This is a genomic window from Acinetobacter sp. GRABPA_MV_2, from assembly GCF_056725885.1.
On the sequence record NZ_JBWZNA010000001.1, the window covers coordinates 203,987 to 227,870 of the forward strand.

At 41.0% G+C, this 23,884-nt stretch carries 19 protein-coding genes; 11 read left to right on the forward strand and 8 right to left on the reverse strand.

The annotated features are described in order from the left end of the window. The first annotated feature begins 47 nt into the window (after window positions 1–47). The 8 genes from ACXM0J_RS00955 (at window position 48) to ACXM0J_RS00990 (ending at window position 9,497) form a co-directional block, all read left to right on the forward strand. A complete protein-coding gene (locus ACXM0J_RS00955) occupies window positions 48–569 on the forward strand; it encodes a sigma-70 family RNA polymerase sigma factor (protein WP_086264932.1) in 522 nt (173 codons plus the stop codon). Beyond that, window positions 570–1,586: a FecR family protein gene (locus ACXM0J_RS00960; protein ID WP_086264844.1), complete on the forward strand. Its 1,017-nt coding sequence runs from the start codon at window positions 570–572 to the stop codon at window positions 1,584–1,586. A 138-nt stretch (window positions 1,587–1,724) separates the two neighbouring features. Beyond that, complete coding sequence (gene hphR / locus ACXM0J_RS00965; RefSeq protein ID WP_304457260.1) at window positions 1,725–4,898, forward strand: hemophilin receptor HphR; 3,174 nt, start codon at window positions 1,725–1,727, stop codon at window positions 4,896–4,898. Between the two features lie 190 nt (window positions 4,899–5,088). After that, the gene (locus ACXM0J_RS00970) at window positions 5,089–5,880 is read left to right on the forward strand and encodes a Slam-dependent surface lipoprotein (RefSeq protein WP_002041986.1); all 792 of its coding nucleotides are present in this window, start codon (window positions 5,089–5,091) and stop codon (window positions 5,878–5,880) included. Window positions 5,881–5,959: 79 nt separating this feature from the next. Beyond that, window positions 5,960–7,450: a hemophilin secretion modulator gene (gene hsmA, locus ACXM0J_RS00975; RefSeq protein ID WP_086264845.1), complete on the forward strand. Its 1,491-nt coding sequence runs from the start codon at window positions 5,960–5,962 to the stop codon at window positions 7,448–7,450. A gap of 10 nt (window positions 7,451–7,460) precedes the next feature. After that, window positions 7,461–8,396 carry an energy transducer TonB gene (locus ACXM0J_RS00980; protein WP_086264846.1) on the forward strand — a complete coding sequence of 312 codons (936 nt, stop codon included), beginning with the start codon at window positions 7,461–7,463 and terminating at the stop codon, window positions 8,394–8,396. Window positions 8,397–8,428: 32 nt separating this feature from the next. Next, complete coding sequence (locus ACXM0J_RS00985) at window positions 8,429–9,028, forward strand: biliverdin-producing heme oxygenase (protein ID WP_086264847.1); 600 nt, start codon at window positions 8,429–8,431, stop codon at window positions 9,026–9,028. 28 nt (window positions 9,029–9,056) lie between these two features. Further along, complete coding sequence (locus ACXM0J_RS00990; RefSeq protein ID WP_086264848.1) at window positions 9,057–9,497, forward strand: YbaN family protein; 441 nt, start codon at window positions 9,057–9,059, stop codon at window positions 9,495–9,497. A gap of 5 nt (window positions 9,498–9,502) precedes the next feature. Here ACXM0J_RS00990 and ACXM0J_RS00995 read toward each other — a convergent pair whose 3' ends face one another. Further along, window positions 9,503–9,778 carry a hypothetical protein gene (locus ACXM0J_RS00995; protein ID WP_086264849.1) on the reverse strand — a complete coding sequence of 92 codons (276 nt, stop codon included), beginning with the start codon at window positions 9,776–9,778 and terminating at the stop codon, window positions 9,503–9,505. Between the two features lie 321 nt (window positions 9,779–10,099). On the opposite strand from ACXM0J_RS00995, the gene ACXM0J_RS01000 reads away from it, so the two are divergent. Both ACXM0J_RS01000 and ACXM0J_RS01005 read left to right on the forward strand, forming a co-directional pair. Next, complete coding sequence (locus tag ACXM0J_RS01000) at window positions 10,100–10,807, forward strand: YoaK family protein (protein WP_086264850.1); 708 nt, start codon at window positions 10,100–10,102, stop codon at window positions 10,805–10,807. 150 nt (window positions 10,808–10,957) lie between these two features. Next, window positions 10,958–12,871 carry an esterase/lipase family protein gene (locus tag ACXM0J_RS01005; RefSeq protein ID WP_213034389.1) on the forward strand — a complete coding sequence of 638 codons (1,914 nt, stop codon included), beginning with the start codon at window positions 10,958–10,960 and terminating at the stop codon, window positions 12,869–12,871. 55 nt (window positions 12,872–12,926) lie between these two features. On the opposite strand, the gene ACXM0J_RS01010 is transcribed toward ACXM0J_RS01005, so the two are convergent. From ACXM0J_RS01010 to betI, 7 genes are all read right to left on the reverse strand, one after another. Further along, window positions 12,927–14,261, reverse strand: a complete 1,335-nt coding sequence (locus ACXM0J_RS01010; protein ID WP_086264852.1) for a basic amino acid/polyamine antiporter — start codon at window positions 14,259–14,261, stop codon at window positions 12,927–12,929. Between the two features lie 5 nt (window positions 14,262–14,266). Continuing rightward, window positions 14,267–15,145: a homocysteine S-methyltransferase family protein gene (locus tag ACXM0J_RS01015; RefSeq protein WP_086264853.1), complete on the reverse strand. Its 879-nt coding sequence runs from the start codon at window positions 15,143–15,145 to the stop codon at window positions 14,267–14,269. Window positions 15,146–15,362: 217 nt separating this feature from the next. Beyond that, window positions 15,363–15,833, reverse strand: a complete 471-nt coding sequence (locus ACXM0J_RS01020) for a hypothetical protein (RefSeq protein ID WP_479750155.1) — start codon at window positions 15,831–15,833, stop codon at window positions 15,363–15,365. Window positions 15,834–15,924: 91 nt separating this feature from the next. After that, window positions 15,925–17,565, reverse strand: a complete 1,641-nt coding sequence (gene mqo / locus ACXM0J_RS01025; protein ID WP_086264855.1) for a malate dehydrogenase (quinone) — start codon at window positions 17,563–17,565, stop codon at window positions 15,925–15,927. A gap of 510 nt (window positions 17,566–18,075) precedes the next feature. Next, complete coding sequence (gene betA, locus ACXM0J_RS01030) at window positions 18,076–19,734, reverse strand: choline dehydrogenase (RefSeq protein WP_057062629.1); 1,659 nt, start codon at window positions 19,732–19,734, stop codon at window positions 18,076–18,078. Between the two features lie 95 nt (window positions 19,735–19,829). After that, window positions 19,830–21,302 (reverse strand): betaine-aldehyde dehydrogenase, encoded by a 1,473-nt coding sequence (gene betB, locus ACXM0J_RS01035; RefSeq protein ID WP_086264857.1) that lies wholly within the window; start codon window positions 21,300–21,302, stop codon window positions 19,830–19,832. Next, complete coding sequence (betI, locus tag ACXM0J_RS01040) at window positions 21,295–21,918, reverse strand: transcriptional regulator BetI (protein WP_005070763.1); 624 nt, start codon at window positions 21,916–21,918, stop codon at window positions 21,295–21,297. The genes betB and betI overlap by 8 nt, the downstream gene beginning before the upstream one ends. Window positions 21,919–22,182: 264 nt before the next feature. Between betI and ACXM0J_RS01045 the strand changes: the two genes are divergently transcribed. After that, the gene (locus tag ACXM0J_RS01045) at window positions 22,183–23,805 is read left to right on the forward strand and encodes a BCCT family transporter (protein WP_086264858.1); all 1,623 of its coding nucleotides are present in this window, start codon (window positions 22,183–22,185) and stop codon (window positions 23,803–23,805) included. Window positions 23,806–23,884 lie beyond the last annotated feature (79 nt).

The window sequence follows — 23,884 nt, forward strand, 5'->3', positions numbered from 1 at the left end:
TGATAATTATTATCATTTGTGAGTTCCTTGTTTTGAGTCCAATTGCTGTGAACAAAACTTCTTTGCTTGTAGATCAGTTATATAGAAGTCACCAAAGCTGGCTTCACCAATGGTTGAGACAAAAATTAGGTAATAATGATCAGGCCGCAGATCTGGTTCAGGACACATTTATTAAACTACTACAAACGCGTGACGAGCTATTCGGCATTAAGGAACCGCGTGCCTATTTAACCTCGATTGCTAAAAATCTGCTCATTGACCAAGTGCGCCGTAAACGCATTGAACAAGCTTATTTAGATGGCTTGAGCCAAATGGAATATATGCTTGATGCAGTGGCTTCACCCGAAGACCAAATGCAAATTATTCAAGCAATTAACCAGCTTTGCAAAGCACTCGAAGGGGTTTCTGAAAAAGCACAACAAGCTTTTATTTTGCATTACCTCGAAGGCTATACCCATAAAGAAATTGCCGAGCGTTTAAGTGTATCGACCAAAATGATTCAAAAATATTTGGCGAGCTGTTTAATTCAGTGCTACCAAAACCGACAAGACATGGACGCTTGCATTTAAATGGCCATGGATAAAAGCAAACATCACCAGCTCGTTGAAGAAGCCGCGCATTGGATTGTTCAACTGAGTTCGGATGATGAAAGCTCACGAAAAACCGCCAAACAAAAATTTGAAGAGTGGAAGAAAACCAGTGAGCAACATCGTCAAGTGGCTGCCGATATTGAACAGTGTATTGGTTCAATTCAAAAACTTTCCCAAACCAGCGGTCATAAAAAAGTCACCAAGGTTGCTCTTAAAGCTGGTCTAAACTCAGGCAAAGCCTATAAACATTTACGTGCAGGAACAGCTTTTGCAGTTGTGTTTGTTGCCATGAGTGGGGCGTTATTTTATTTAACTGACACTACCGTGGCCTATGTTACGGCTGACATTCAAGGGCAATCGGGGCAGTGGACCACGCAAACCTTACCAGATGGTTCACGTTTAATTTTACGTGGTAAAAGCGCAGTTAATGTTGATTTTAAAACTAACCAGCGAGTGGTTGAGTTGGTGCAAGGTCAAATTTATGTCGATGTTGCTAAAGATAAGACTAGACCGTTTTTGGTCAAAACCAGTCATGGGAAAATTCAGGCACTCGGCACAGCTTTTAGTGTCAGTTATGACCCTTCGGCAACTGAACTCAAAATGTTGCACTCAAAGGTAAAAGTAGAGGCCACACAAGTTAAAACGACCCAATTGCATGCGACTCGACAAGCCATTGTTGAAGCAGGGCAAGCCATTAAAATGGACAAGAATGGTGTACAAAAACTGCCTGCACTGAATGTTTATAACGAACAACAAAAATGGCAAAAGCATCAGCTTATGGTAGAAAACCTGCCGCTGAATCAAGTGCTACAAGAGCTAGACCGCAACTACAAAGGCAAAATTATTTTTAATGATGCGGCACTGCAGCATGTGCGGGTCAATGCTGTGTTGCCTTTAGATCAAACCACAGAGTCGCTTAAGCTTTTGGCTACGGTTTTTCCAGATCTGAAAATTAAGCAAATCACGCCGTTTGTGGTCATGGTTTCTTTAAAATAATAAAAAATTAAATTTATTTTCAATTTTAGGTTCCACTTTTTTGAAAGTCGTTCGTCATAGTAAGTAGAAGCAATAAGTATGGATCATTTTAATTTGTTTTGTTGAATGATTCTTATTACGATTTACTGGGCTGGGCAAATGAGAAAAGCGGGAACGGGGCAAAAGCGGAATCGATCGATTTTTCGATTCTCAACATTGGCATTTGCCATACATGCTGTGTCGATGGGTGGGCTTGTTACGCTGCCTATGCAGCAGGCTTATGCAGAAACAGCCGGAGTTAAAAGCTATAACATTCCTGCTGGCCGTCTTGCTAACGTACTCAATCAGTTTGCCGAACAATCGGGTACTTCAATTGCAATGGATGCACAGCAACTTCAAGGGGTACACAGCCTAGGTTTAAAAGGTAACTTTGCAGTCGAACAAGGTTTTGAGCAGCTTTTAAAAGCAACCGAATTTAATGTTGTAAAAGTTGGGCAGGGCTACACACTCACCAAGAAACCTACGCTGCGAGTCACTCCCGCTAAGGTTCAGGCCGCTAGTCTGCCGCCAAGTAGTGCTGTAATTGAAGAAGATGCGTCGGTACGACTTACGCCAATTGTGGTGTACGGCAAAGAAGACCGTGACACAGAAGGCTATAACAAAGTTTATGACGCAAACCGTTCTTCGGTCTATGCGGGCAAAGACTATGTCGAACGCTTTAAAGGAACCAACCCAGCCGATGTATTACAAGGTATGGTGGGAGTCTATAGCGGTGATGCCCGTAACAGTGGCGCACTCGACCCAAGTGTACGTGGTGTGCAGGGTGTTGGTCGTGTGCCTTTAACCATTGATGGCACCGAACAGTCAATTGCCGTATGGCGTGGCTACAACGGGGTAAATAACAGAAACTATATCGACCCCAATCTCATTGCGGGCATTGAAGTCATTAAAGGCCCATCTTTAGAGCGCAATACCACAACTTCTGTAGGTGGTGGTGTGGTAGTTAAAACGCTAGAGGCCGATGACATTGTTCGTCCGGGTAAGTCTTTTGGTGCAGAGTTAAAAGTAGAAGGCTCAACCAACTCAATTGATCCGTCTTTGCCAGACATGAGCAAAGTGGGCCAAAACTACGATAACACCACGCCTTGGATCGACATGAATGGGTCAAAGTATGACCCCGATATTTATAAAAAGAACCGGACAAGAAGTGATAACTCTCATTTTTCGGGCGATGACTTAGCGGGCCGACTGGCAATTGCCACCAAGCAAGATAAATTTGATTTACTGGCAGTTTATGCAGTACGTGAGCGCGGCAATTATTTTTCGGGCACACATGGCGCAGGCTACTATAAACGAGCGACGCCAGACAGCAGCCTCGATTTTATTCCTTACTTTGCCTATGCCTATCAACCGGGCGATGAAGTTCCTAACACCTCAAGTCATATGGAATCGTGGTTATTAAAAGGGACCTATCGCCCAACTGATAGCCAGACTCTTAAACTGACTTACCGAGATACCAAAAATATTTTTGGTGAAATTATGCCGTCTCGGATTGTTTGGGGTATTACCCCTGACTTGGGTGTTCCGCAGTGGCCTTTAAGCAATATTCACTCTAAAGCTTATAGCCTCGAATATAAGTTTAAGCCTGAGAATAATCGCTGGATTGATTTCTATGCCAACATTTGGCAAACCGACACCGAAAGCCAGACCTACACACGTGGTGGGTGGCCAACCACAATCGATTTTCGAGATAACACGATTATTAACACGGCAATAAGCCATTCTGACAATACGCGTAAAGGCATTACGGTCAGTAATAAAACTCGTTTGTTAGACCAGCTTGATTTGACGCTCGGTGGAAGTTTCTTAAAAGAAAAACTAACGTCTGACGATATATATGGCGAATTTGGACCAAGTTATTCGCTCTATCAGGCGCTGCCACGAGCAGGACGCCGTGAGGAAAAAACGTTCGACTTTAATTTTAATTATCGACCGCTGTCTTGGTTAAGTTTTGATGCGGGCATGCGTTATCGCTCGTATTGGGCAGTTGATGACTTTTTAAATAAGTCTTTGCAGAGCGAGATTGACCCGAGTTTAAATCCGCTGTTTACCAAAAAAAGTAGGCTTAAAGAATATACCTTTGAATATCAGACCATGCCTGAGAGTTACACCTCGACTCAGCAGCGTTTAATCAATGTTTTAAAACAGCGCTATGCCACAAAAAATCCTGAGTGGGATGGGCAGCTCGACACTGTGCCAGCATCAGAGAGCACGTTGTATAACATGATCTGGTCACAGAAAAATACGCTGAGCTGGAAAGCAGATGCGAATGGGCAATTGTCGCTTGCCGATAATCCTTTAAACCAGCTCAATGCCTCTGGACAAAAGTACGTCGTAACTGGCGGGAACTTTATGTCGGTGGTAGACCAAGTTCCGGTTGAGTCTGCCGACAAAGTTAAAGATAGTGGCTGGGCACCGCAATTAGGCGCCTCAATTCACCTCACGCCAAACAGCAGAATCTATGCACGCTATGCAGAGGAATATCGCTTACCAAGTTTGTTTGAAAGCACTGTCGGTTTTTCTGCCATGTTGCCATATCAAGCAATCAAACCTGAACACGCTTTTAACTACGAAGTGGGTTATGTCTATGACATGCGTGATTGGTTTAGCACAGCACGCAATGCTGACATTAAGCTCGCCTATTACTACAACAAAACCAAAAATGTGATTGAGCGTGACCAAAACCTTATTTTTACCAATATGGATGAGCAAAAGCTGTCAGGTCTAGAATTACAAAGCCGTTTTGATAATGGCGGTTTTTTCACAGATTTGAGCGTGGCCTATAACTTAAAAAATGAAGTGTGTGACACCAATAGTGCCATTAACAAAATGATTTTAGGCGGCACGGTTCAAACCGAGCAGGGCCTTGAGTTCCGTGAGCCGTATCAGCGTTGTGTCGATGACGGTTTCCCAAATGGCTACTTGGTGACCATGGCTACACCTGAACTGAGTTTCCACGGTTTGCTTGGCGCACGCTTTTTTGATGAAAAGTTAGAACTCGGTGCACGCGCAACATTCTATAAAGCTTATGAAAGCCCGCTACGAAAAAACAATGATGCTAGCGTCAATAAAGGCTATTACCTCAATGTGCCTTTGGCTTGGGATGACACGTGGATTTTTGATGCCTATGCGCGTTATCAGGTCGATAACTACAACACGGTTGAGTTTGTCGGCAGTAATCTTTCTAACCAGTTTTATATCGATCCTTTAACTCGTAGTGCCATGGCCGCACCAGGCCGAACGATGAAAATTAGTTGGACCACCAAATTTTAAACAGAATTTGATTCCCTCTACACATACATAAAAGGGGAGTCAGGTAACAGTAAATAATAAGATTGAATGATTATTATTTACAAAAACTGAGTAGGTTTGCAGCTGGGCCTACTCAATAAACTAAAAATAGCGAAATCGTTATTTTAAATTAAACAATAACTTAGTTTTAAAAAAGATGGAGTAACAACAAATGAAAATCTCTCAATTGTTCTTGGGTCTTGTTGCTTGTTCAACTGCATTTGCTTATGCAGGTATTGATGGTATTTCGAGTAATGAAAGTAACATCAAAATCGGTGCTGCTGCCAATGCAAGCCATCCGGGTGGTGTAGCAGCGGTGTCGGTTCAAGCTGCGGGTGCACCATATAACGCTTTTACAGGTTTTAGTTCGTTAAAAGGTTTGGCTCAGGCTTTTGCTGCTCAGGGAACGAGTAATACCAATGTAACGGTTGGCAGCAAAACCTTTAATATTTCGCATATTCCAGTGTCTGCAATGCCACCTTCACACAGTGCATTAGGTAATTTTAACTTTGGTCAGGTGGGCACACAGGAAGTCTATTTTGGTGAATGGTGGAAAGCGGGCGACACGCCAGCAAGCGCGAGCCATACCGTTTACTACGCGGGTGATAACACTAATACCACGGTTCCAACCGCGGGTACTGCAACTTATACCGTTGCAGGGATTAATGGTTCTGGAAGCAATCTGTTAAGTGGTACGTTCACGGCAAATTATGGCGCGGGTACACTTGAAGGAACGCTTACCGGAACAGGTACGGCTGTTTCATCATTAAGTCTAGATGGTGTGGCATTTAACCCAGGTACTGCTGCGTTTGCAGGTTTGGCAACGGCTAACGGTACGGCTGGTGTCGACAACTCTGGTGTGGTGCAAGGTCAATTCTTTGGTGCAAATGCTTCGGCTTTAGCGGGTATTGCCCAGTTTGATAATGTGTCTTACAACACTGCATTTGGCGGTGCTAAAAATTAATGAATGCAAAAGGAATCTACATACGTAGGTTCCTTTTGTTTTTTTGGCTTTTGCTTGGTTGCTTCAGGTTTATTGTTTTATGAAACGAACGCTTTTGTGCTGTCTAACATTGTTGAGTTGTCCATTTTTATATGCCGACGAAGACACACAGCTTCGTCTCAATCAAAGCTTGGACCAAACGCTTTTACAAGAACAGCGCCAGTTTCACGAGCAGGGAACCATTCGTAGTACCGAGCAATTACCTAAACTTCAAATTAATGGACAAGAATACAGTGTTGAGCAAAACCCGAATGATCTTGCCAAGGCGTTATATTTGGCTGTCATGCAAAAACAGTGGCTCAAAACCACGGTTTATTTAGAACATTATAAGAAATATGTTGGCTATGATCGGGCTTTAACCGACTTTGCCGAAGGGGCAGTTGCACGTTCTCAGGGGCAACTGAAATTGGCTGAACAAAAATTTCAAAGTAGCCTAAAACAACAACCTCATAATTTAATTTGTGAACTTGAGTTAGCGCGCGTGCTGTTTGAACAACAGAAGAATAAGGAAGCAGCACGCCTTTTTATTTCCATTCAAGACCAACTGAAACAAAGTGATCCTGCTGTAATTCCGTCTGGAGTTTTAACAACAGTGAATACCTTTGTTCAGGCATTAAAAAAACGAGACTCTTGGCAAGGCTCGGTTTCAGCGGGTTACACCTATGTCAGTAATTTAAATAGTTCGTCTGAACAGAGCAAAACATGGACGCTTTATGGCAAAGATAGTAAGGGTAATATTATCCCAATTGAGCAAGTTACTCGTGGGACGCCTAAAGCTGAGTCGGCAACGGGCTTAGATTATGAAGCCAGTCTTATAAAACGCTATGCGATTAAGGGGCATCATGGCGTGGCTTTACGTGCGCTGGCGTTTGGACAATCCTATAACGACCACGCGGCATTTAATGAATCTACCGTTAACATTAATGCAGGCTACAGCTACTTTGACTTAAAAAATCAAATTGGGGTGAGTCCGCTTTTTGAACATAAACGTTATGGCAACGATGGTCTTTACAATGCGTGGGGCGCACGTGCCGAGTGGATGCATTTTATCTCGGCAGATAAAGCCTTCAAGCTTGAAGCTGAGAGTAAAGATTTAAATTATCAGAAATATAAAACCCTAGATGGGGTAGAAAGCTCAGCTTTTGCTACTTTCTGGAAAATCCTCCCAAATCAGTGGACCATTTTTAGTGGTTTAGATGTAGTCGACCATTCGACCCAAGAAAAATATATGGCTGCCTACCAACAGCAAGGTGTGCGTTTAGGCTTAAGTAAGTCTTGGCGTGCTGGTTTTAACACTACTTTATTGAGTTCTTACCGTTGGCGTCAGTTTGATAAATACGCAGAAACTTTCTTAGCTCGTCGTCATGATTTTGAACAGAACTATACCTTTGTTGTGCAAATGCCGCGCTTTGAGTTTTATGGCATGACACCCAATTTAACCTATCGCTATAACCATAATAAAAGCAATGTCGATTGGCTGTATTCCTACGATAAACACAACATTAGCCTCAAGCTTGAGCATCGTTTTTAGGGAATAAGTCATGAAATCAAAATCTTTATTCCCTACACATAAGCCGATGTTTATGTTGCCTTTACCACAAGGGCCGAAGCATTTTTATAAGTGCTTAACTGTAGTCGTGGTGATTGGTCTGCATGTGTTTGTTGTCTGGATGCTGAGTCATTTAATTGAACCTTATACTTTTCAAGCAACCCCCAAAGTAGATGCATTAAAAGTAAGTTTTGTGTCATTGGCGCCTGCTAAAAAGCCATCGCATGAAAAGACTGAAAGCCAACCTGAAAAAAGTGTAACGCCTCAATCTACATTAAACAGTTCAGTTTCTTCAGTACCTGAAAAATCAAAAAACTCGCCTACAAATGTTCAAACATTAAATGTTCAAACATTAGCGTCAAAAACTGCCTCTAAAGAGGTCGTACAAAATAATTTAAATAACAAACAGCAAGCACAACCAAAAACGACTTTAAATAATTTAGTTTCGTCTCAAGCAGTGCAGCCTACAGAAAGGCGAGCGGCTCATAACGATAAAAAACTGAGTTCGACAGACCTTGAACAAACGCAAACTGAGCATTTGTCACAAAACACCAATAGCGAAACCAAAAGTGGCGGCGTCAAAACACCCGCAACGCAGCAAGAGTATTCCAAAGCACCGAGCACTCAAGTTGAACACGATGATGTTGTTCAGGTGAGTAGCGTGGATGTACTGAGTTTTGGCGGGCTTGACTACGATGACCGCGAGTTAAAACAACAAAATCGTTTGGTTGAGCTTCGTATTCGCATTAATGAAAAAGGGCAGCCAATCAACATTCAATTACGTCAAAGTTCGGGCATTCAAAGCCTTGATGAACGGGTCATGCAAGCTACACGTAAATCCAGATTTAAACCCCACAAAATTAACGGTCGAGCCGTGACCATCGTTGTGGATTTTCCAGTCCAACTCAAACTCAATCGGGGCCGTTAACCGATGAGCGATATCCATTTTGCAGGAGAAAGATGATGAATTCATCTACAGACCAAATCATTAGCAACAGTTTGTCTTTACGTTTGAAACAAGAAACTGCTGCTGAACACGAACGTATGCATCAATTAATGTCAAAGGCAAAGGTGTTTTCAAGTAAAGAAAAATACGCGCAATTTACTTTGTCTCAATATTACTTTCAGCGTGAAATTGAACATCTTTTTGAGAAAGAGGGTGTAGCTGGACTGATTCCGGACTTAGACATTCGTGGCCGCTCAAAACAAGCACTTGCTGATTTAAATGATTTAGGTATTCAACCCAACGGGCAGCAATTACAGAGTGAAAACGTACAACTACCCGAAGCTTTAGGCTGGATTTATGTGTCCGAAGGTTCAACCTTAGGAGCTGCATTTTTATTTAAAGAAGCTCAAAAGCATTTGGGTTTTTCTGAAACGTTTGCTGCACGTAATTTAGCGGCCTATCCCGAAGGGCGTGCGAAAGTCTGGAAACGTTTTGTACAAGCACTGGATGAAGCAGGCCTTGACCAAACTCAGCAAGACCGAGTCGTTCAAGGAGCTTTAGATGCCTTTGGATATTTTGGTCAGGCGCTTGATCAGCTTGATAAATTGAAGTAGTAAAAAGTGGATAAAGGGAATACCCGATATGGACAAACTCAATCAAGTAAATATGATCGTAAAACATGAGCAGTCGTTAGCACCCGCTCAACCAGTCAGTAAGCTTGCCCGTTCTGTTTGGGCGCGTTGGGTGTTTATTGGTTTGGCTTGGTTGTGTATTGCGCTTGGCATATTGGGTATTTTTATTCCGGGTTTACCCACCGTTGATTTTATGATTTTGGCTGTGTTCTTTGCGGCTCGAGGCTCTGAAAAACTTCATCAATGGTTTCGAAATCATCGTTATATCGGTCCACTCATTCGCGAGTGGCAAGAACATCGGCGTATTCCTAAAAAAGCAAAATACATCTCGACGTTGAGTATGAGTTTGGCTGCGGGACTGATGATTTGGACTATTCCACATCCGTGGTTTGTCTATCCGGCAATTTTATGTATGGCAGGGGTATTAGTGTGGATGTGGCTTAAAAAATAAAAGAATTATGATCTGCACTGTTGCATGGTACGACGCATGGTTTTTATAAAGTCACGCGGTACCTCAGGGCTTTGTAAACTTAAATTTCCAAGTTTATTCATAAATTTAGGGGAGTATTGACGTTCTAAACGATGATAAATGCATGTACAGCTTGCACGGCTATGACCAGCTGCAATACATTTCAAATAAAAATCACGATGAGGACTGTTTTTTTGACCCGCGAAGGCAACAGATACAAATAATAATCCCCCTAAAAAAACTGAAAAATTATAAAGTGACATATATCTACTCGTGATTGTTGTTATTGATTATCCATATTCTGGCATAAATTTTTCAGGTCCAAAACCAGTTGATTTCAACTAGCGGCTTCATCATAGTTAGAACAGTTTTGGAGGTCAAATTGATTTAAGGATGAGAACAGTTTAGTGTTTTAAAAATAGTCAATTTTGATTGTTGCCATTTTAAAGACAGTGTTACGACATTACGCACCCTATTTTTTTACATGATTTTTTGCTTTCATAAACGCTTTAGTATTATTCATTTTTAAATCATTTATATACAACTTAATTGCTTTAAAGTTTTAATTTAACAGGATATTTTATATGACAGATACCCCAATTAAAAAAGACACAGAAAGTACCTGGGCAATATGTCGAGATCCTGTTTTACTCACCATGGTGGGTGGAGCAATTGATACTATTGGCTTTATTGCGCTGTTTGGCTTTTTCACCGCGCATGTGACGGGAAACTTAGTGTTGGCAGGGGCAGCATGGGTTAAAGGTGGCTCGGGGTTATGGATCAAGCTCGCAGCAATTCCATTATTTATTTTGACCGTTGTTATTACCAAACTGTTGATTGACCGCAGTCAGGTCAAGCACAAAACGTTGTCTTATTTATTTTTATTTGAAGCTATTTTTCTATGTGCCTTTATGGTGGCAGGGCTTTACTTCGAGCCATTTAAAGATCCGGATGCGCTAACAGTTGCAGTAACAGGAGGACTGGGTTTAATTGCTTTGGCTATTCGTAATACTTCAAGCAAAACCCTTATTAAAAATATTAGCCCAAGCACCATGATGACAGGCAACACTACCCAACTTGGGATTGATATTGCCAACTTACTTAAAAACAATAATGCAGCCAATCGGGTAAGTTTTCTAAAAAGCGCCAGTATTGTAATTGGTTTTGTGATTGGTGCTTTCTTAGGAGCGATCCTCTATGTCTATTTTGATTTCTGGAGTGTAGCGCCGTTTATTTTACCAATTTTGTATTTCTCTTATTTAGCTTCACAGCAAAAGTTCAACCAAGCTTGATTTGAAAAAATAACAAAAAAGCCTGAATTAAAATGAGTTCAGGCTTTTTTTTCGTAATAAAGGAAGACGGAAGCGGAGTCGAAATTGTTCGTTCACTGCTTTACAGGCATAATGACCAGATGGGGAATACATTCGATTAAGGAAGGCAGAATGACAAAGTCTTACCATTATTCAATCATAACAATAATGGCTTTGCTCAGTGGCTGTCAGGTCATTCATTTAAAAGAAAGTAATTTAAGCAATGCTTTAAAAAGTAAGAATGAAAGTATTCTGACCGACGGCACCTTAAGTCATCAAACCCAAAACTTACTGTATTTGGTCAAAGAAGATGAAAAAACTTGCCTACAAAATTTTGATGATTGTTTAAACAAAATTCAGAGCCTGTCCGAAAATAGCAGCCGAGAAGAACGCTATGCTGCGCTGAGTGAAATTTACTTGGCAAAAGCTTTAGATGTCGGGCGTAGTAGCCAGTGTAATGTCATTAATAAAAGTAACAGTTGCGTTGAGCAAGAGTTAGCGCTGTTCGATAAAAGCTTGCGCTATAGTTATGTCTATTTATTTGACTCTGAAGAGTCGCCTTTCGATCGGGTGTTTGACCATCGCCAAAATCAGGTACGTATTTTTTATAACGTCGCCTTGTCAAAGCTTATGACCACGTATTTTAATCATTTAAATACGCATCGCTTTCCACCGTTGCTTAAAGCGGATGGTCATGAGTACCACGTCAATTTTGACCACGCGTTAGATGTACAAAAAATTGAAGTCGATACTTTTCGCTCCAGCTATAACATGAACTTTTCTGGTTTTAATACCGTCAACCGTAAGGATGGTTTGGGGGCAGAGTTTATTGTTGGGCGTAAAGAAAATGATGTAAATCACGGCTTCATTTTAGACCCAGATAATTTTTATACTCATCAGGCCAATCCTAATATTCATTTACCACGCTTCTTTCCAGCTACTGCCATTGCATATCCAAAACAAAAAGCCACAGCCGATCAGGTCATTGCTGGGGCAGAGTTAGAAATTGCGATGTTCGATCCATATCGACAAGACCGTGTAAAAATCGAAGGTGTGGACTATCCACTGACTGCAAACTATTCGGCACCTTATGGGCTGTGGCTATCAAAATATAATTTAGGAGCAGCAGGTTATTGGTCTTTAATTAATAAAGAAGCCAATTTAATCATGCCGCATTTATATATGCTGGAACCTTTTAACCCGAATAAGAAAATTATTGTGTTTGTTCATGGTTTGGCAAGTAGCCCAGAGGCGTGGGTGAGTCTAACCAATGACATTATGGGCGATGCCGAATTAAGGAAAAACTATCAGGTTTGGCAGGTGTTTTATTCAACTAACATGCCGATTTTTGAAAGTCGTTTTCAGATTTATTCTTTGCTGAATCAAGCTTTTCAAAATGTTGCTAAAGACAGTTATGCGGCACATGATGCCGTGTTAGTTGGGCATAGTATGGGCGGCGTGATTAGCCGTTTACTGGTGAGTAATGCCGATGTTTCAGAGCAAGCCATGCAAAAAATGAATGAAGCTCAGCTAAATCGTTTAAAAGAAAATCCGGTAATTCAAGAGCGTTTTCAGTTCAAGGCTTTGCCATATTTTAATCGAGTTGTTTTTGTTTCAGCACCGCATCATGGTACTGACTACGCTGACCGATGGTTTACCCAAATTGCCCGCCGTATCATTCGTTTGCCAGCTGATTTTTTTATTGCAGTTGAAATGAGAGATGAGAAAAATACAAAACTCAGAAAAGGCTTAATTGAAAATGGGGCGAGTAATTTAAGTCGCTCTTCTAACTTTATGCAGTTGACTCAAGCCATTCAACCATCGCCACAAGTGGTCTATCACTCAATTATGGGTAATATTAATGGGACAACTGATAAGTTAAAAAGCAGTGATGGGATTGTGCCGTATCAAAGTTCGCATTTGGGTGGGGAGCAGTCGGAGTTGATCATTAAAGGTGGCCATTCGATTCAAACTAGCCCTGAGGCAATTTTAGAATTACGCCGTATTTTACGATTGCATTTAAAGCAGTCGCAGCCTTCAAAGTAGAGAGTTTTATTCTTAGAAAACCACTGCTGAACTGGGTCAACAGTGGTTGAAATGACTAATTTAGCTGATTTTGTTTGAGCGATTTTTTATGCTCAAAGTAGCTGATTGAAAAAATAACCAAGCCGATCAAATACAACACACCAGACAAGAGTAGTAAGTCTAGTCCTGCGGCATAGAGCAACCAAAGCGCATAGATTGAAGCAACGCTTGCAATCGCAATGTGAGGCGTGCGTTTATGGCGAATAGATTCTTTAAGGTAAAAAGCCGACACCAGAAAATAAGGCAGCAAAATCATGACCGATGAAATCAATAAAAGCTGAGTGTAGTTTTTATTGAAAAAATACACGGCAATTAAAGAACCTTGTACGACCAGTGTCGTCAACCAAAGTGATGAAATGGGTACATTATTTTGATTATTCTTTAAAAATAATTTCGGGAAAGCACCATTTTTTGCAGCTAAAAATGGAATTTCAGTGGCAAATAAAGTCCAACTTAAATAAGACGATGCAACAGAAATAATGAGTCCAATGGTAATAATGATGGTACCCGGCAAGCCGATCAGTTGCTGCAAAATGGTCGCCATTGATGGGTTATGCATGCCTGCAAGCGCTTCACGACTCGCCACACCATAAGCCAATACGGTCACCATCACGTAAAAACTTAATGCCAGCAAAACACCTAAAATAGTTGCTTTACCAATATCATGACGCTTTTTTGCACGCGATGATAAAACTACAGCACCTTCAATACCGGTAAATACCCAAAGGGTAATCAGCATCAGGTTTTTCACTTGCTGCCAAAGTGGAACTTGCAAAGAAAAGTCATTTAAGTTGAGTTTGAACAAATCAAACTTAAAGGCAATAAATGTGAAAAAGATAAAGACTACCATTGGAATAATTTTGGCAATGGTCGCCAGTAAATTCACAATCGCAGCTTCTTTAATGCCTCGACTTACTAACCAGTGCACCAGCCACACAAAAATGCTTGAGCCAATCAGTGAATAAAGCGTATTACCTTCACCAAAAATAATATGGTCTTTGCTGTCGGTAAACATGCCGACGCCTGAAAAGGCAATCACCACATAACCCACAATACCAATGGTAGTACACAACCAATAGCCCCACGCTGAGCAAAACCCGATCAGGTCTCCAAAGCCTTCTCGCGCATAGTTATAAATACCGCCGTCAAGGTCTGGTCGTTGACGCGTTAAATGTAATAGCGAGAGGGCCAAGAAAATAATACCGACCCCAGTAATGAGCCATGCAACAAGAAGGGCAGAGCCGTTAGCGACTTGAGCCATATTTTGGGGGAGGCTAAATACGCCTGACCCCACCATAGAACTAAAGACCAGCGCTGTAAGAGACAATAATCCGATTTTGGCAGCAGACATGGTATTTATTCTTTAAAAAATTGTGAAAGTTCAGCAATGTGTTCTGGTCCGATACCACAACAACCACCCACTAAACTTGCACCTGCTTGCTGCCATTGTTTAGCAAAATCAAGATAAGCTGGAGCATCTAAGTCTTTACGAATTTCATCCAGACCATCGTTGGCAGTAGCGCTTTCATCTTGCGGTGGGAACGCGTTGGCGTAAGCACCAATCTGTACAGACGCAGGAATAAGTCCTTTAATTTCATTAATCGCTTGCAAGATCACTTCAGGTTGGCAGCAGTTAAACAACACTGCTTTGGCATTTGATTGTTTGATGAACTCAGCCACTTGCTGCATATTTTCACCAGAACGAAGGAGTGCTTGTTCTTGTTTAATCTCATCTTGCAGCGTAAATGACACCCAATAGTCCTTACCATCTTGTGGCAATAATGCATGGACTGTTTCGACTTCTTTTAAGCATGATTGGGTTTCAGCGAGCCAGAAATCTACTTCTGGTGCCAATGTGTTAATGATCGGCTCAGCAAGGCTTTTAGCTTGTTCAGGTTGGAACAGGTCAGCACGATAAGAACCAAATAATGGTGGTAAGCAGCCTGCGATTTTGACATTTTTGCCGCTTTCTTGAACTGCATTTTTTGCTTGTTCAATCGCAACTTTAATTAAACGCACACCGTCGGTTTCAAAGCGTTCTTGACCAATATGAAATGGCACAACAGCATAGTTATTGGTGGTAATCACTTCTGAACCAGCATTGATAAAATCAAGATGTACTTCTTTTACTGTTTCTGGTGCTTCAATGAGTGCAAGCGCAGACCACTCTGGTTGACGAAACGGAGCACCACGACGGGCCAATTCACGGCCTAAACCGCCATCTAAAATCTTCATAAATTACAACATAAAGGGAGAAAAAATAATTGAGTTAATCTAGCGTGTAGATGGATTGTGTTCAATCGCGAATATGCTCGATATATTTCTAAATAAATTAGATTGTTATGAATATTTTTTCTTAAGAGGATTTCTGTAGACGATGTTCAGTTTTACTGATGAACTTTATTTGAAAAAGATGAGGTATTTATTTGAATGCATTGAATAAAAAATGATCTTATAACGCGCCAAATTGCTGCCAACTTTCACCAGTATGCTGCGTTTTATAATACGCTTTAAATTGTTCAAGTTGCATAAAATGTATGCCTGACCAAATCAATAAACTAATGAATAATAAAACCTTAGATAAGCTGCGAACTTTTTCTAGTCGAGCAAAAGCTAACAGTACAAAAAATAAGGCAGGTAAAAATATAAAGAATTGAACAGGGGAGAAAAATAAATGAGCAGCACTGAAATATAACGCCGCTGCACTGATGAGCAGATTTAAAACAGAACATAGCTTTTGATATTTACCGAGCTTAAATGCATACGCGGTGATGGCAAGTAGTACGGCTGAGCTGATGTAAATTGCTGTACCACCAATCATCCATATATAAAAACCGCTTACCAAAAGATAAGCCAGCAGCAAAAAAAGCACGAGCTTAAAACCAAATGATAAGAGGTGAGAAGATGAGTTTAAATGGGTCATAGCGAATCTAAATATCTCAGCTGAGGTCTTAAAAAACAAAAGGACGAATCGAAATTCATCCTTTTGGAATTTTATTTATACATCGTCAAACTTAATTTGCTTTTGCAATTGGGGCAGCAGCAGTTTCATCGTTTGCAGCTTTGAACGGAGATGTATAGTTCAAGCCAAGCGTAGAACTTGTGTACTGACGAACTTTATCGAGTAACACAGGATCTTTGCTTAAGTCTTGTTTATAAGACACTACAATTTCATGAAGCTTCTGGTTCCACTTACCTTCAGTTTGCTGAGGGAAAGCTTTTTCAAGCAAGTTAAGCATGATGTATGGAGAAGTCGAAGCACCCGGAGACGCACCTAACAATGCAGTTACAGCACCATCTTTAGACGCAAAGATTTCTGTACCGAATTGAAGTGTTGCAGGTTTACCCGGTTCTTTCTTGATGATCTGAACACGTTGACCACCTTGGCTTAAACGCCAGTCTTCAGCTTTCGCATCTGGGTAGTATTTACGAAGTTCATTGAGACGGTCTTCATCTGACATCATGACTTGGCTCACCAAGTATTTAACAAGATCAAGGTTTTCCAAGCCAACAGTCGTCATTGGTAAAACGTTGTTTTTGTTGGTTGATGCAAGTAAATCAAGCTGAGAACCATTTTTCAGGAACTTGTTTGAATACGTTGCAAATGGGCCAAACAATACATATTTTTTACCGTCGATATAACGTGTATCAATATGTGGTACAGACATTGGAGGCGCACCAAGTTCAGCACGGCCATATACTTTCGCTGTGTGTTTAGCAGTAATTTTTGGGTTGTCAGTAATTAAGAACTCACCACCAACAGGGAAGCCAGCATATTGTTTAGCTTCTGGTAAACCAGTAAGTTGCAATAATTTAACTGCTGCACCACCTGCACCGATAAATACAAAACGTGTTTTAACGTGATCTACTTTACCAGTTTTCAAATTTTTGAAAGACACAGTCCAAGTTTTGTCATCATTTTGGCTGATGCCAGTCACTTCAGTTGATGTCTGTAATTTGAAATTCGGGTTTTGATTTAAATGACCCACTAATTGTTTAGTGATTGAACCATAGTTTACGTCAGAGCCAACATCCATACGGGTCGCGGCAACTTTTTGACTTGGATCACGGTCATTCATGACTAAAGGTGCCCATTGTTTAATCACAGCAGGGTCTTCAGTAAATTTCATACCTTTGAACAACGGGCTTTGAATCATGGCAGCATAACGTTTTTCTAAGAACTGAACGTTATCGCCCCAAACAAAAGCAATATGCGGAACTGGATTAATGAATGATTTCGGTTCAGCTAAAACGCCTTGTTTTACCTGATATGACCAGAACTGTTTAGCAACTTCAAATTGAGAAGCAACTTTTTCAGCTTTGGCAATTTCCATCTTACCGTTTTTCTCTTCGGTATAGTTCATTTCCATAAAGCCAGAGTGGCCTGTTCCGGCATTGTTAAAGCCGTTTGAACTTTCTTGAGCAACTTGGTCAAGACGCTCAAACATACGAATTTGCCAGTTTGGTTCAAGCTCAGTTAAATAAGTACCAAGAGTAGCACTCATGATGCCGCCGCCAACAAGAACAGCATCAACTACTGGCTCATCTTTTGCAGTTTCAACTTGTTTTGACGTTGTAGGCTTAAACAAGAACGCAATACCTGCAATTAAAATAAGAATGATTAATACCAGAAGGTATTTCAAAAACTTTTTCATGTAAGGGGGACCTTAAAATAAGTTATTTGAGTCACTTAAGGTGTGAGGAAACCTAGACAGCGTATCCAGACAAAAAGGATATAAATGCGAAAGTAAACTCTCTAAAACTGAGAGTCTTGAAAAAAATAAAAATTACTTGGGATTATCGCAAACACTCTATATTTTAGACTAATTTTGCATTGACAAGACAATTTTTATAATAAATGGGGTTCATCAAAATCATAAATATGATTTATATTTAACCAAATTGAGCTTTGATAAGACAATTTAAGTTGATTTTTATTATGTAAATGTTTGAAATTTAAATAATAATTTTGATTTGATTAAAGTTAAGTCAATTGAGGAATATGTGCCTATAAAAATCGATTAATTTTTATTTCATACCATATTTATGTAAATAAGCTCTTCGCAGGCGCTTATTTTCTGTCATACATAGTTCTTATTAATATTGATTCTATAAAGATTAAATTAAGGGCATATCTCTGCATAAGAAATATGCCCTTTCAGATTTTATGATGCTACATAGAACGGTGCAGTTGAACGTGGTAACGCTTCACGTCCACGAATTTGGTCTGCAATTTTCTCGGCAATCATGATGGTGGTTGCATTTAAGTTACCGGTAATAATTAGTGGCATAATTGAGGCATCGACAACACGTAAACCCTTCATACCGTGTACACGACCTTGACCATCTACAACAGCCATTTCATCTTCACCCATCTTACAGCTACAAGACGGATGGTAAGCTGTTTCTGCATGGTTTCGAACAAAGTCGTCAAGCTCTGCATCGGTTTGCAAATGTTTGCCCGGACTAATTTCATCACCACGATATGGATCAAGCGCAGGTTGCTGCATGATTTCACGAGTGATTCGGATTGCATCACGGAACTCGCGCCAGTCTTGTTCGGTCGACATGTAGTTAAACAAGATACTTGGATGCTCAAACGGATCTTTTGATTTAAGTTTGATACGACCACGTGAAGGCGAACGCATTGAACCTACATGAGCTTGGAAACCATGTTCTTTCACTGCATTACTACCGTTGTAGTTAATGGCAACTGGCAAGAAATGGTATTGGATGTTTGGCCATGTAAACTCATCAGAACTACGGATAAATCCGCCTGCTTCAAACTGGTTACTTGCACCAATACCTGTGCCGTTAAATAGCCACTCGGCACCAATCGCAGGTTGGTTATACCATTTTAAAGCAGGGTATAAAGAAACGGGTTGCTTACATTTATACTGTAAGTACATTTCTAGATGGTCTTGCAGGTTTTCACCTACACCCGGCAAATCATGAACCACATCAATGTCCATTGATTTTAAGAAGGTACTTTGACCCACACCTGAGCGCTGTAAAATTTGTGGTGACGCAATTGCGCCTGCGCAAAGTAATACTTCGCGTTTAACCAAGGCACGTTGTAAGTTGTTTTGGTCAGCACCAATAATGTATTCAACACCAATCGCTTGCTTTTGATTAAACAAGATTTTATTGGTTGTAGCATGGGTCAAGATAGTGAGGTTTGGACGACCTTTTGCCATATCTAAATAACCGCGTGCAGTGCTTGAGCGACGACCTTTAGGGGTTACCGTACGGTCCATTGGACCAAAGCCTTCTTGTTGGTAACCGTTTAAGTCATCAGTACGCGGGTAACCTGCCTGTACACCTGCTTCAACCATGGCATGGAACAGTACATTGTTGCCATTTTTAGGTGTAGCAACGGATACTGGACCGCTATCACCATGGTAGTCGTTGCCACCAATGTCACGGGTTTCGGCTTTTTTGTAGTAAGGCAAACAGTCAGCATAAGACCAGTTTTCAAGGCCTTTATGAGTTGACCATTGCTCTAAATCCATTGCGTTACCGCGGATATAGCACATGCCGTTAATTAAAGATGAACCACCTAAACCTTTACCACGACCACATTCCATACGACGGTTATTCATGTGTGGCTCAGGGTCGGTTAAGTAAGCCCAGTTATAGCGACGGCCTTGAAGAGGGTAGGCCAAAGCTGCCGGCATTTGTGTACGGAAATCCAAGCGATAATCTGGTCCACCCGCTTCTAAGAGTAAAACAGTGGTATCTTTGTCTTCAGTAAGACGCGCAGCGAGTACATTTCCGGCAGATCCTGCGCCAATAATAATGTAATCATATTCTTTAATATTCATAACTATCCTTTTTTTACTAACAGTTTGCCTGAGCAATCTATAAAGACTGCTCGGCATATGTGATTTAGGTTGAAGTGTTTAAAGCGATGGAGGCATTAAAAAATGCTTTGATAATCACCAAGTTCAACTTGAATAGATTTGATACGAGTATAGTGCCCAAGCGTAGTTAAGCCATTTTCACGGCCTACACCAGATTGTTTATAGCCACCGACTGGCATCTCGGCAGGCGATTCGCCCCAAGTGTTAATCCAGCAAATACCAGCTTCAATTTGGTGAATAATGCGATGAGCACGGCTGATGTCTTGAGTAACAACGCCAGCAGCTAAACCAAAGGTGGTATCGTTGGCACGGCGGATGACTTCTTCTTCAGTTTCATAGTTTAAGATGCTCATGACAGGTCCAAAAATTTCTTCTTGAACAATCGCCATCTGGTCAGTGCAGTCGCTAAATACTGTCGGTAGTACATAAGCGCCTTTGGCAAGTTCGCCCTCAGTTGCGCGGCCACCGCCAATTAACACTTTAGCGCCTTGTTGTTTGCCTGACTCAATGAAGGACAAAACTTTTTCCATATGAGGGAAGCTAGTGAGCGGTCCGAAGTTTGTGTCTTTAGCCATTGGATCGCCAATGCGAATACGTTTTACACGCTCTACAACAGCTTTTTCAAAGTCGGCTAAAAGTGATTTTGGAACAAATACGCGTGTACCGTTAGTACATACCTGACCTGAGCTAAAGAAGTTTGCCATGACTGCAATATCTGCTGCGCGGTTAAGATCAGCATCTTCACAAATAATCAGTGGAGATTTACCACCGAGTTCCATGGTCACTTCTTTAAGCGTAGAACCAGCGGCACTTGCCATGACTTTTTTGCCAGTTTCCACACCACCAGTGAATGAGATTTTTTCAATCACGGGATGTTCAGTCAGCCATTGTCCAATTTCACGGCCAGCACCTTGCACCACGTTAAATACGCCGTCTGGTAAGCCAGCTTCTGTATAGATTTCTGCAAGTTTAAATGCAGTAAGTGGGGTGGTTTCGCTTGGCTTGAAAATCATGGCATTACCGGCAGCAAGAGCAGGGGCAGATTTCCATAAAGCAATTTGAATTGGATAGTTCCAAGCACCGATACCGGCAACTACGCCTAAAGGTTCACGGCGTGTATAAAAGAAACTTGATTCGCGAAGTGGAACTTGTTCACCTTGAATGGCTGTTGCAAGTCCTGCGTAGTATTCGAGTACATCTGCGCCAGTCACAATATCGACTGTAGATGTTTCGCTAAAAGCTTTACCTGTGTCGAGTGTTTCAAGACGGGCAATCTCATCATTACGTTCACGAAGAATGTCGACAGCACGACGTAAAATACGTGAACGTTCCATGGCAGTCATGGCAGCCCAGATTTTTTGTCCTTGTTGGGCACTTTGTACAGCAGCTTCAATATCTTGTTCAGAAGCTTGTTGAAGAGTCGCGATTGTCTCGCCGTTGGCAGGGTTAATACTATTAAATGTTTTTCCACTGGTTGCGTTAACGTAGCGTCCGTGGATATACAGTTGATGAACTTGTGCATCACTCATTTTGTCTCTCCTGCAAAGGCTTGTTCGCAAATTGCAATTGCGTTTGTACATAATCGTAAGCAATGGAACGAGCAAGGTTGCTGTCAAATTCGTTATGACGGCTTAAACTGCCTCGTAACCATAATCCATCAATCAATGCTGCCAAACCTCTAGCGGCAACACTGGCCTGTTGTTCATCCATTAACTTAAGAAAATAAAACTTTAAGTTGGAGTACAGGCGTTGATCATTAATCTTTTGCAAGCGGCTTAAGTCTGGTACATGCATACTTGCTGACCAAAAGTCCAACCAGACCCGCATTGCTTTTTCATTGACCTGACTAATGTCAAAGTTAGAGTCGATAATGGCCTTAATTTGGCTCTCTGGATGCGAATCTGCTTCTGCTCTGTACTGTTCGGTTTTACGACGCAGAACATTTAACATTTCTTGCATACAGGTATTTATCAACCCCTGTTTGTCGCCAAAGTAATGGCTGACAATGCCGGTCGACAGCTCGGCTTTTTTTGCAATTTGTGCAATGGTGGTATTGGATAACCCCACTTCATAAATTACGTCGAGTGCAGCGTTCATGATTTCTTCACGTCGCACATGTTCTGGTTTTACTCTGCGTTTTGTCATGGTTGTCCACATCAGCACTTTTATGGGTGCTTAAAATTCAACATGTTAACTTGCAGAGCATCATAGCACTTTTTTATCATACTTGTTATTGATTGAACGTTCAATCAATAACAAGTATGATATGTAAAAATCAATGAATTTTTGAACATGCTTCTAAAAAGAAAGAAGTGAAATCAAAGGTTCTAAAGGATAGGATGATGCGCATAAGTACATTACTTATCACGTTATTTTGAGAAAAATACACCGATTGCAAGGAGCAATAAGATGGTGTTGAAAAGTGATGGATATTCTTCAGACCATATTCGGTTAAATCGTTTCGTATTTTGGAGTTCAGCCATCAGTATCGGCATTTTTGGCCTACTTTTTGTGCTGTTTCCAGAAAAAAGTCAGTTTTGGTTGACCTATGTACAAGAGCAAGTAAATCACTTTTTCGGGTGGTATTACATGTTGGTTATTGTGCTGTGTCTGGGCTTTGTCGCTTGGCTCGCCTTTTCAAAAGTAGGACAGATTCCTTTAGGAAAAGATGACGACAAACCTGAGTTTAGCTATTTGGCTTGGACTTCAATGCTGTTTTCGGCAGGGATTGGTATTGCACTACTTTATTATGGTGTGGCCGAACCTGTTGACCATTTTTTAAGACCACCAGAAGGTGAGGCAGGAACGATTCAGGCAGCCCGTAATGCGATGACGTATAGCTTTTTGCATTGGGGGATTCATGGCTGGGTACTCTATGCATTGCTTGGAGTCACTTTAGGTTATTTTGCTTTCAGACAAAACTTACCATTAGCACTTCGCTCGGCGCTTTATCCAATTTTTGGAGAGCGAGTGCATGGCTTGGTGGGTGACTTTGTTGATGGCTTTGGAATTTTAGCGACGGTCATTTCCTTGGTCACCAACTTGGGAATTGGAGCGCTGGTACTGGTATCGGGCATTTGTTATTTACTGCCGCAAATTCCGGATAACTCTGCGACCTTAATTACTGCCGTGCTTATCATGATGTTCGTTGCCACGATTACGACAGTGGTGGGTATTGAAAAAGGCTTGGCATGGTTGTCTCGTATTAATTTACGTTTGCTATATGCTTTACTTTTATTTGTATTTTTAACAGGTCCGACAAACCATTTATTAAATGGTCTGGTGCAAAATACGGGCGATTATCTCAATAATTTTATTGGTAAAAGTTTTGATATGTATTTATACAATCAAAAAGCCAGTGGCTGGTTGGGTTCATGGACTGTATTTTATTGGGCTTGGTGGATTGCTTGGGCGCCTTTTGTCGGTATGTTTATTGCCCGCATTTCAAAAGGACGTACCATTCGTGAAGTAGTATTAGGTGTATGCCTGATTCCACTCGGCTTTACACTGGCTTGGATCTCGGTTTTTGGAAACACTGCAATTTATTTAATCTTGCAGCAAAAACAGAAAGTATTAGGTGATATGGTCTTAACTGATCCAGCATTGTCTTTATTTAAGTTACTCGAATATCTGCCGTTTAATCCTTACGTTGCGGGTATTGTTGTTGTAATTTGTTTCGTTTTATTTTTGACACCAGTTGGCTCTGGTACACTAATGATCGCTAATTTGTCCTCAACAGGGGGCACCAATGATAGTGATTCACCGATCTGGTTACGCGTCTTTTGGTCTGTGGTAATTACCATTGTAAGTATTGGCTTACTATTAGCCGGTAGTTTTAACTCCATGCAAAGTGCTGTGGTGTTATGTGGTTTACCATTTTCAGTCATTATTTTGCTTTATATGTTTGGTTTAGCCAAAGCGTTAAAGCAAGATGATTTTGACCCTCAATTAGTGAAAAAACAGTTAGCTGTTTCAAAAGACATTTCAGTCCCATCGAATTGTGACCAGAATAAAGTGACCGAGGTTTTATAACCTCAATCGATCACATCTATATATTATTTTTTTGCGTTTAAAGTCGTCTTTTCATTGTTTTAAATAAGAGTGAAAAGAC

Bases quoted from the DNA above. Each gene is read 5' to 3' on its own strand.
- ACXM0J_RS00970 (WP_002041986.1), top strand. From the start codon at position 5,089: ATGAAAATCTCTCAATTGTTCTTGGGTCTTGTTGCTTGTTCAACTGCA.
- betB (WP_086264857.1), bottom strand. From the start codon at position 21,302: ATGAGTGATGCACAAGTTCATCAACTGTATATCCACGGACGCTACGTT.
- ACXM0J_RS01015 (WP_086264853.1), bottom strand. From the start codon at position 15,145: ATGAAGATTTTAGATGGCGGTTTAGGCCGTGAATTGGCCCGTCGTGGT.
- hphR (WP_304457260.1), top strand. From the start codon at position 1,725: ATGAGAAAAGCGGGAACGGGGCAAAAGCGGAATCGATCGATTTTTCGA.
- mqo (WP_086264855.1), bottom strand. From the start codon at position 17,565: ATGAAAAAGTTTTTGAAATACCTTCTGGTATTAATCATTCTTATTTTA.
- ACXM0J_RS01010 (WP_086264852.1), bottom strand. From the start codon at position 14,261: ATGTCTGCTGCCAAAATCGGATTATTGTCTCTTACAGCGCTGGTCTTT.
- ACXM0J_RS01000 (WP_086264850.1), top strand. From the start codon at position 10,100: ATGACAGATACCCCAATTAAAAAAGACACAGAAAGTACCTGGGCAATA.
- ACXM0J_RS00985 (WP_086264847.1), top strand. From the start codon at position 8,429: ATGATGAATTCATCTACAGACCAAATCATTAGCAACAGTTTGTCTTTA.
- ACXM0J_RS01045 (WP_086264858.1), top strand. From the start codon at position 22,183: ATGGTGTTGAAAAGTGATGGATATTCTTCAGACCATATTCGGTTAAAT.
- betI (WP_005070763.1), bottom strand. From the start codon at position 21,918: ATGACAAAACGCAGAGTAAAACCAGAACATGTGCGACGTGAAGAAATC.
- ACXM0J_RS00995 (WP_086264849.1), bottom strand. From the start codon at position 9,778: ATGTCACTTTATAATTTTTCAGTTTTTTTAGGGGGATTATTATTTGTA.
- ACXM0J_RS00960 (WP_086264844.1), top strand. From the start codon at position 570: ATGGCCATGGATAAAAGCAAACATCACCAGCTCGTTGAAGAAGCCGCG.
- ACXM0J_RS01005 (WP_213034389.1), top strand. From the start codon at position 10,958: ATGACAAAGTCTTACCATTATTCAATCATAACAATAATGGCTTTGCTC.
- betA (WP_057062629.1), bottom strand. From the start codon at position 19,734: ATGAATATTAAAGAATATGATTACATTATTATTGGCGCAGGATCTGCC.
- ACXM0J_RS00980 (WP_086264846.1), top strand. From the start codon at position 7,461: ATGAAATCAAAATCTTTATTCCCTACACATAAGCCGATGTTTATGTTG.
- ACXM0J_RS00990 (WP_086264848.1), top strand. From the start codon at position 9,057: ATGGACAAACTCAATCAAGTAAATATGATCGTAAAACATGAGCAGTCG.
- hsmA (WP_086264845.1), top strand. From the start codon at position 5,960: ATGAAACGAACGCTTTTGTGCTGTCTAACATTGTTGAGTTGTCCATTT.
- ACXM0J_RS01020 (WP_479750155.1), bottom strand. From the start codon at position 15,833: ATGACCCATTTAAACTCATCTTCTCACCTCTTATCATTTGGTTTTAAG.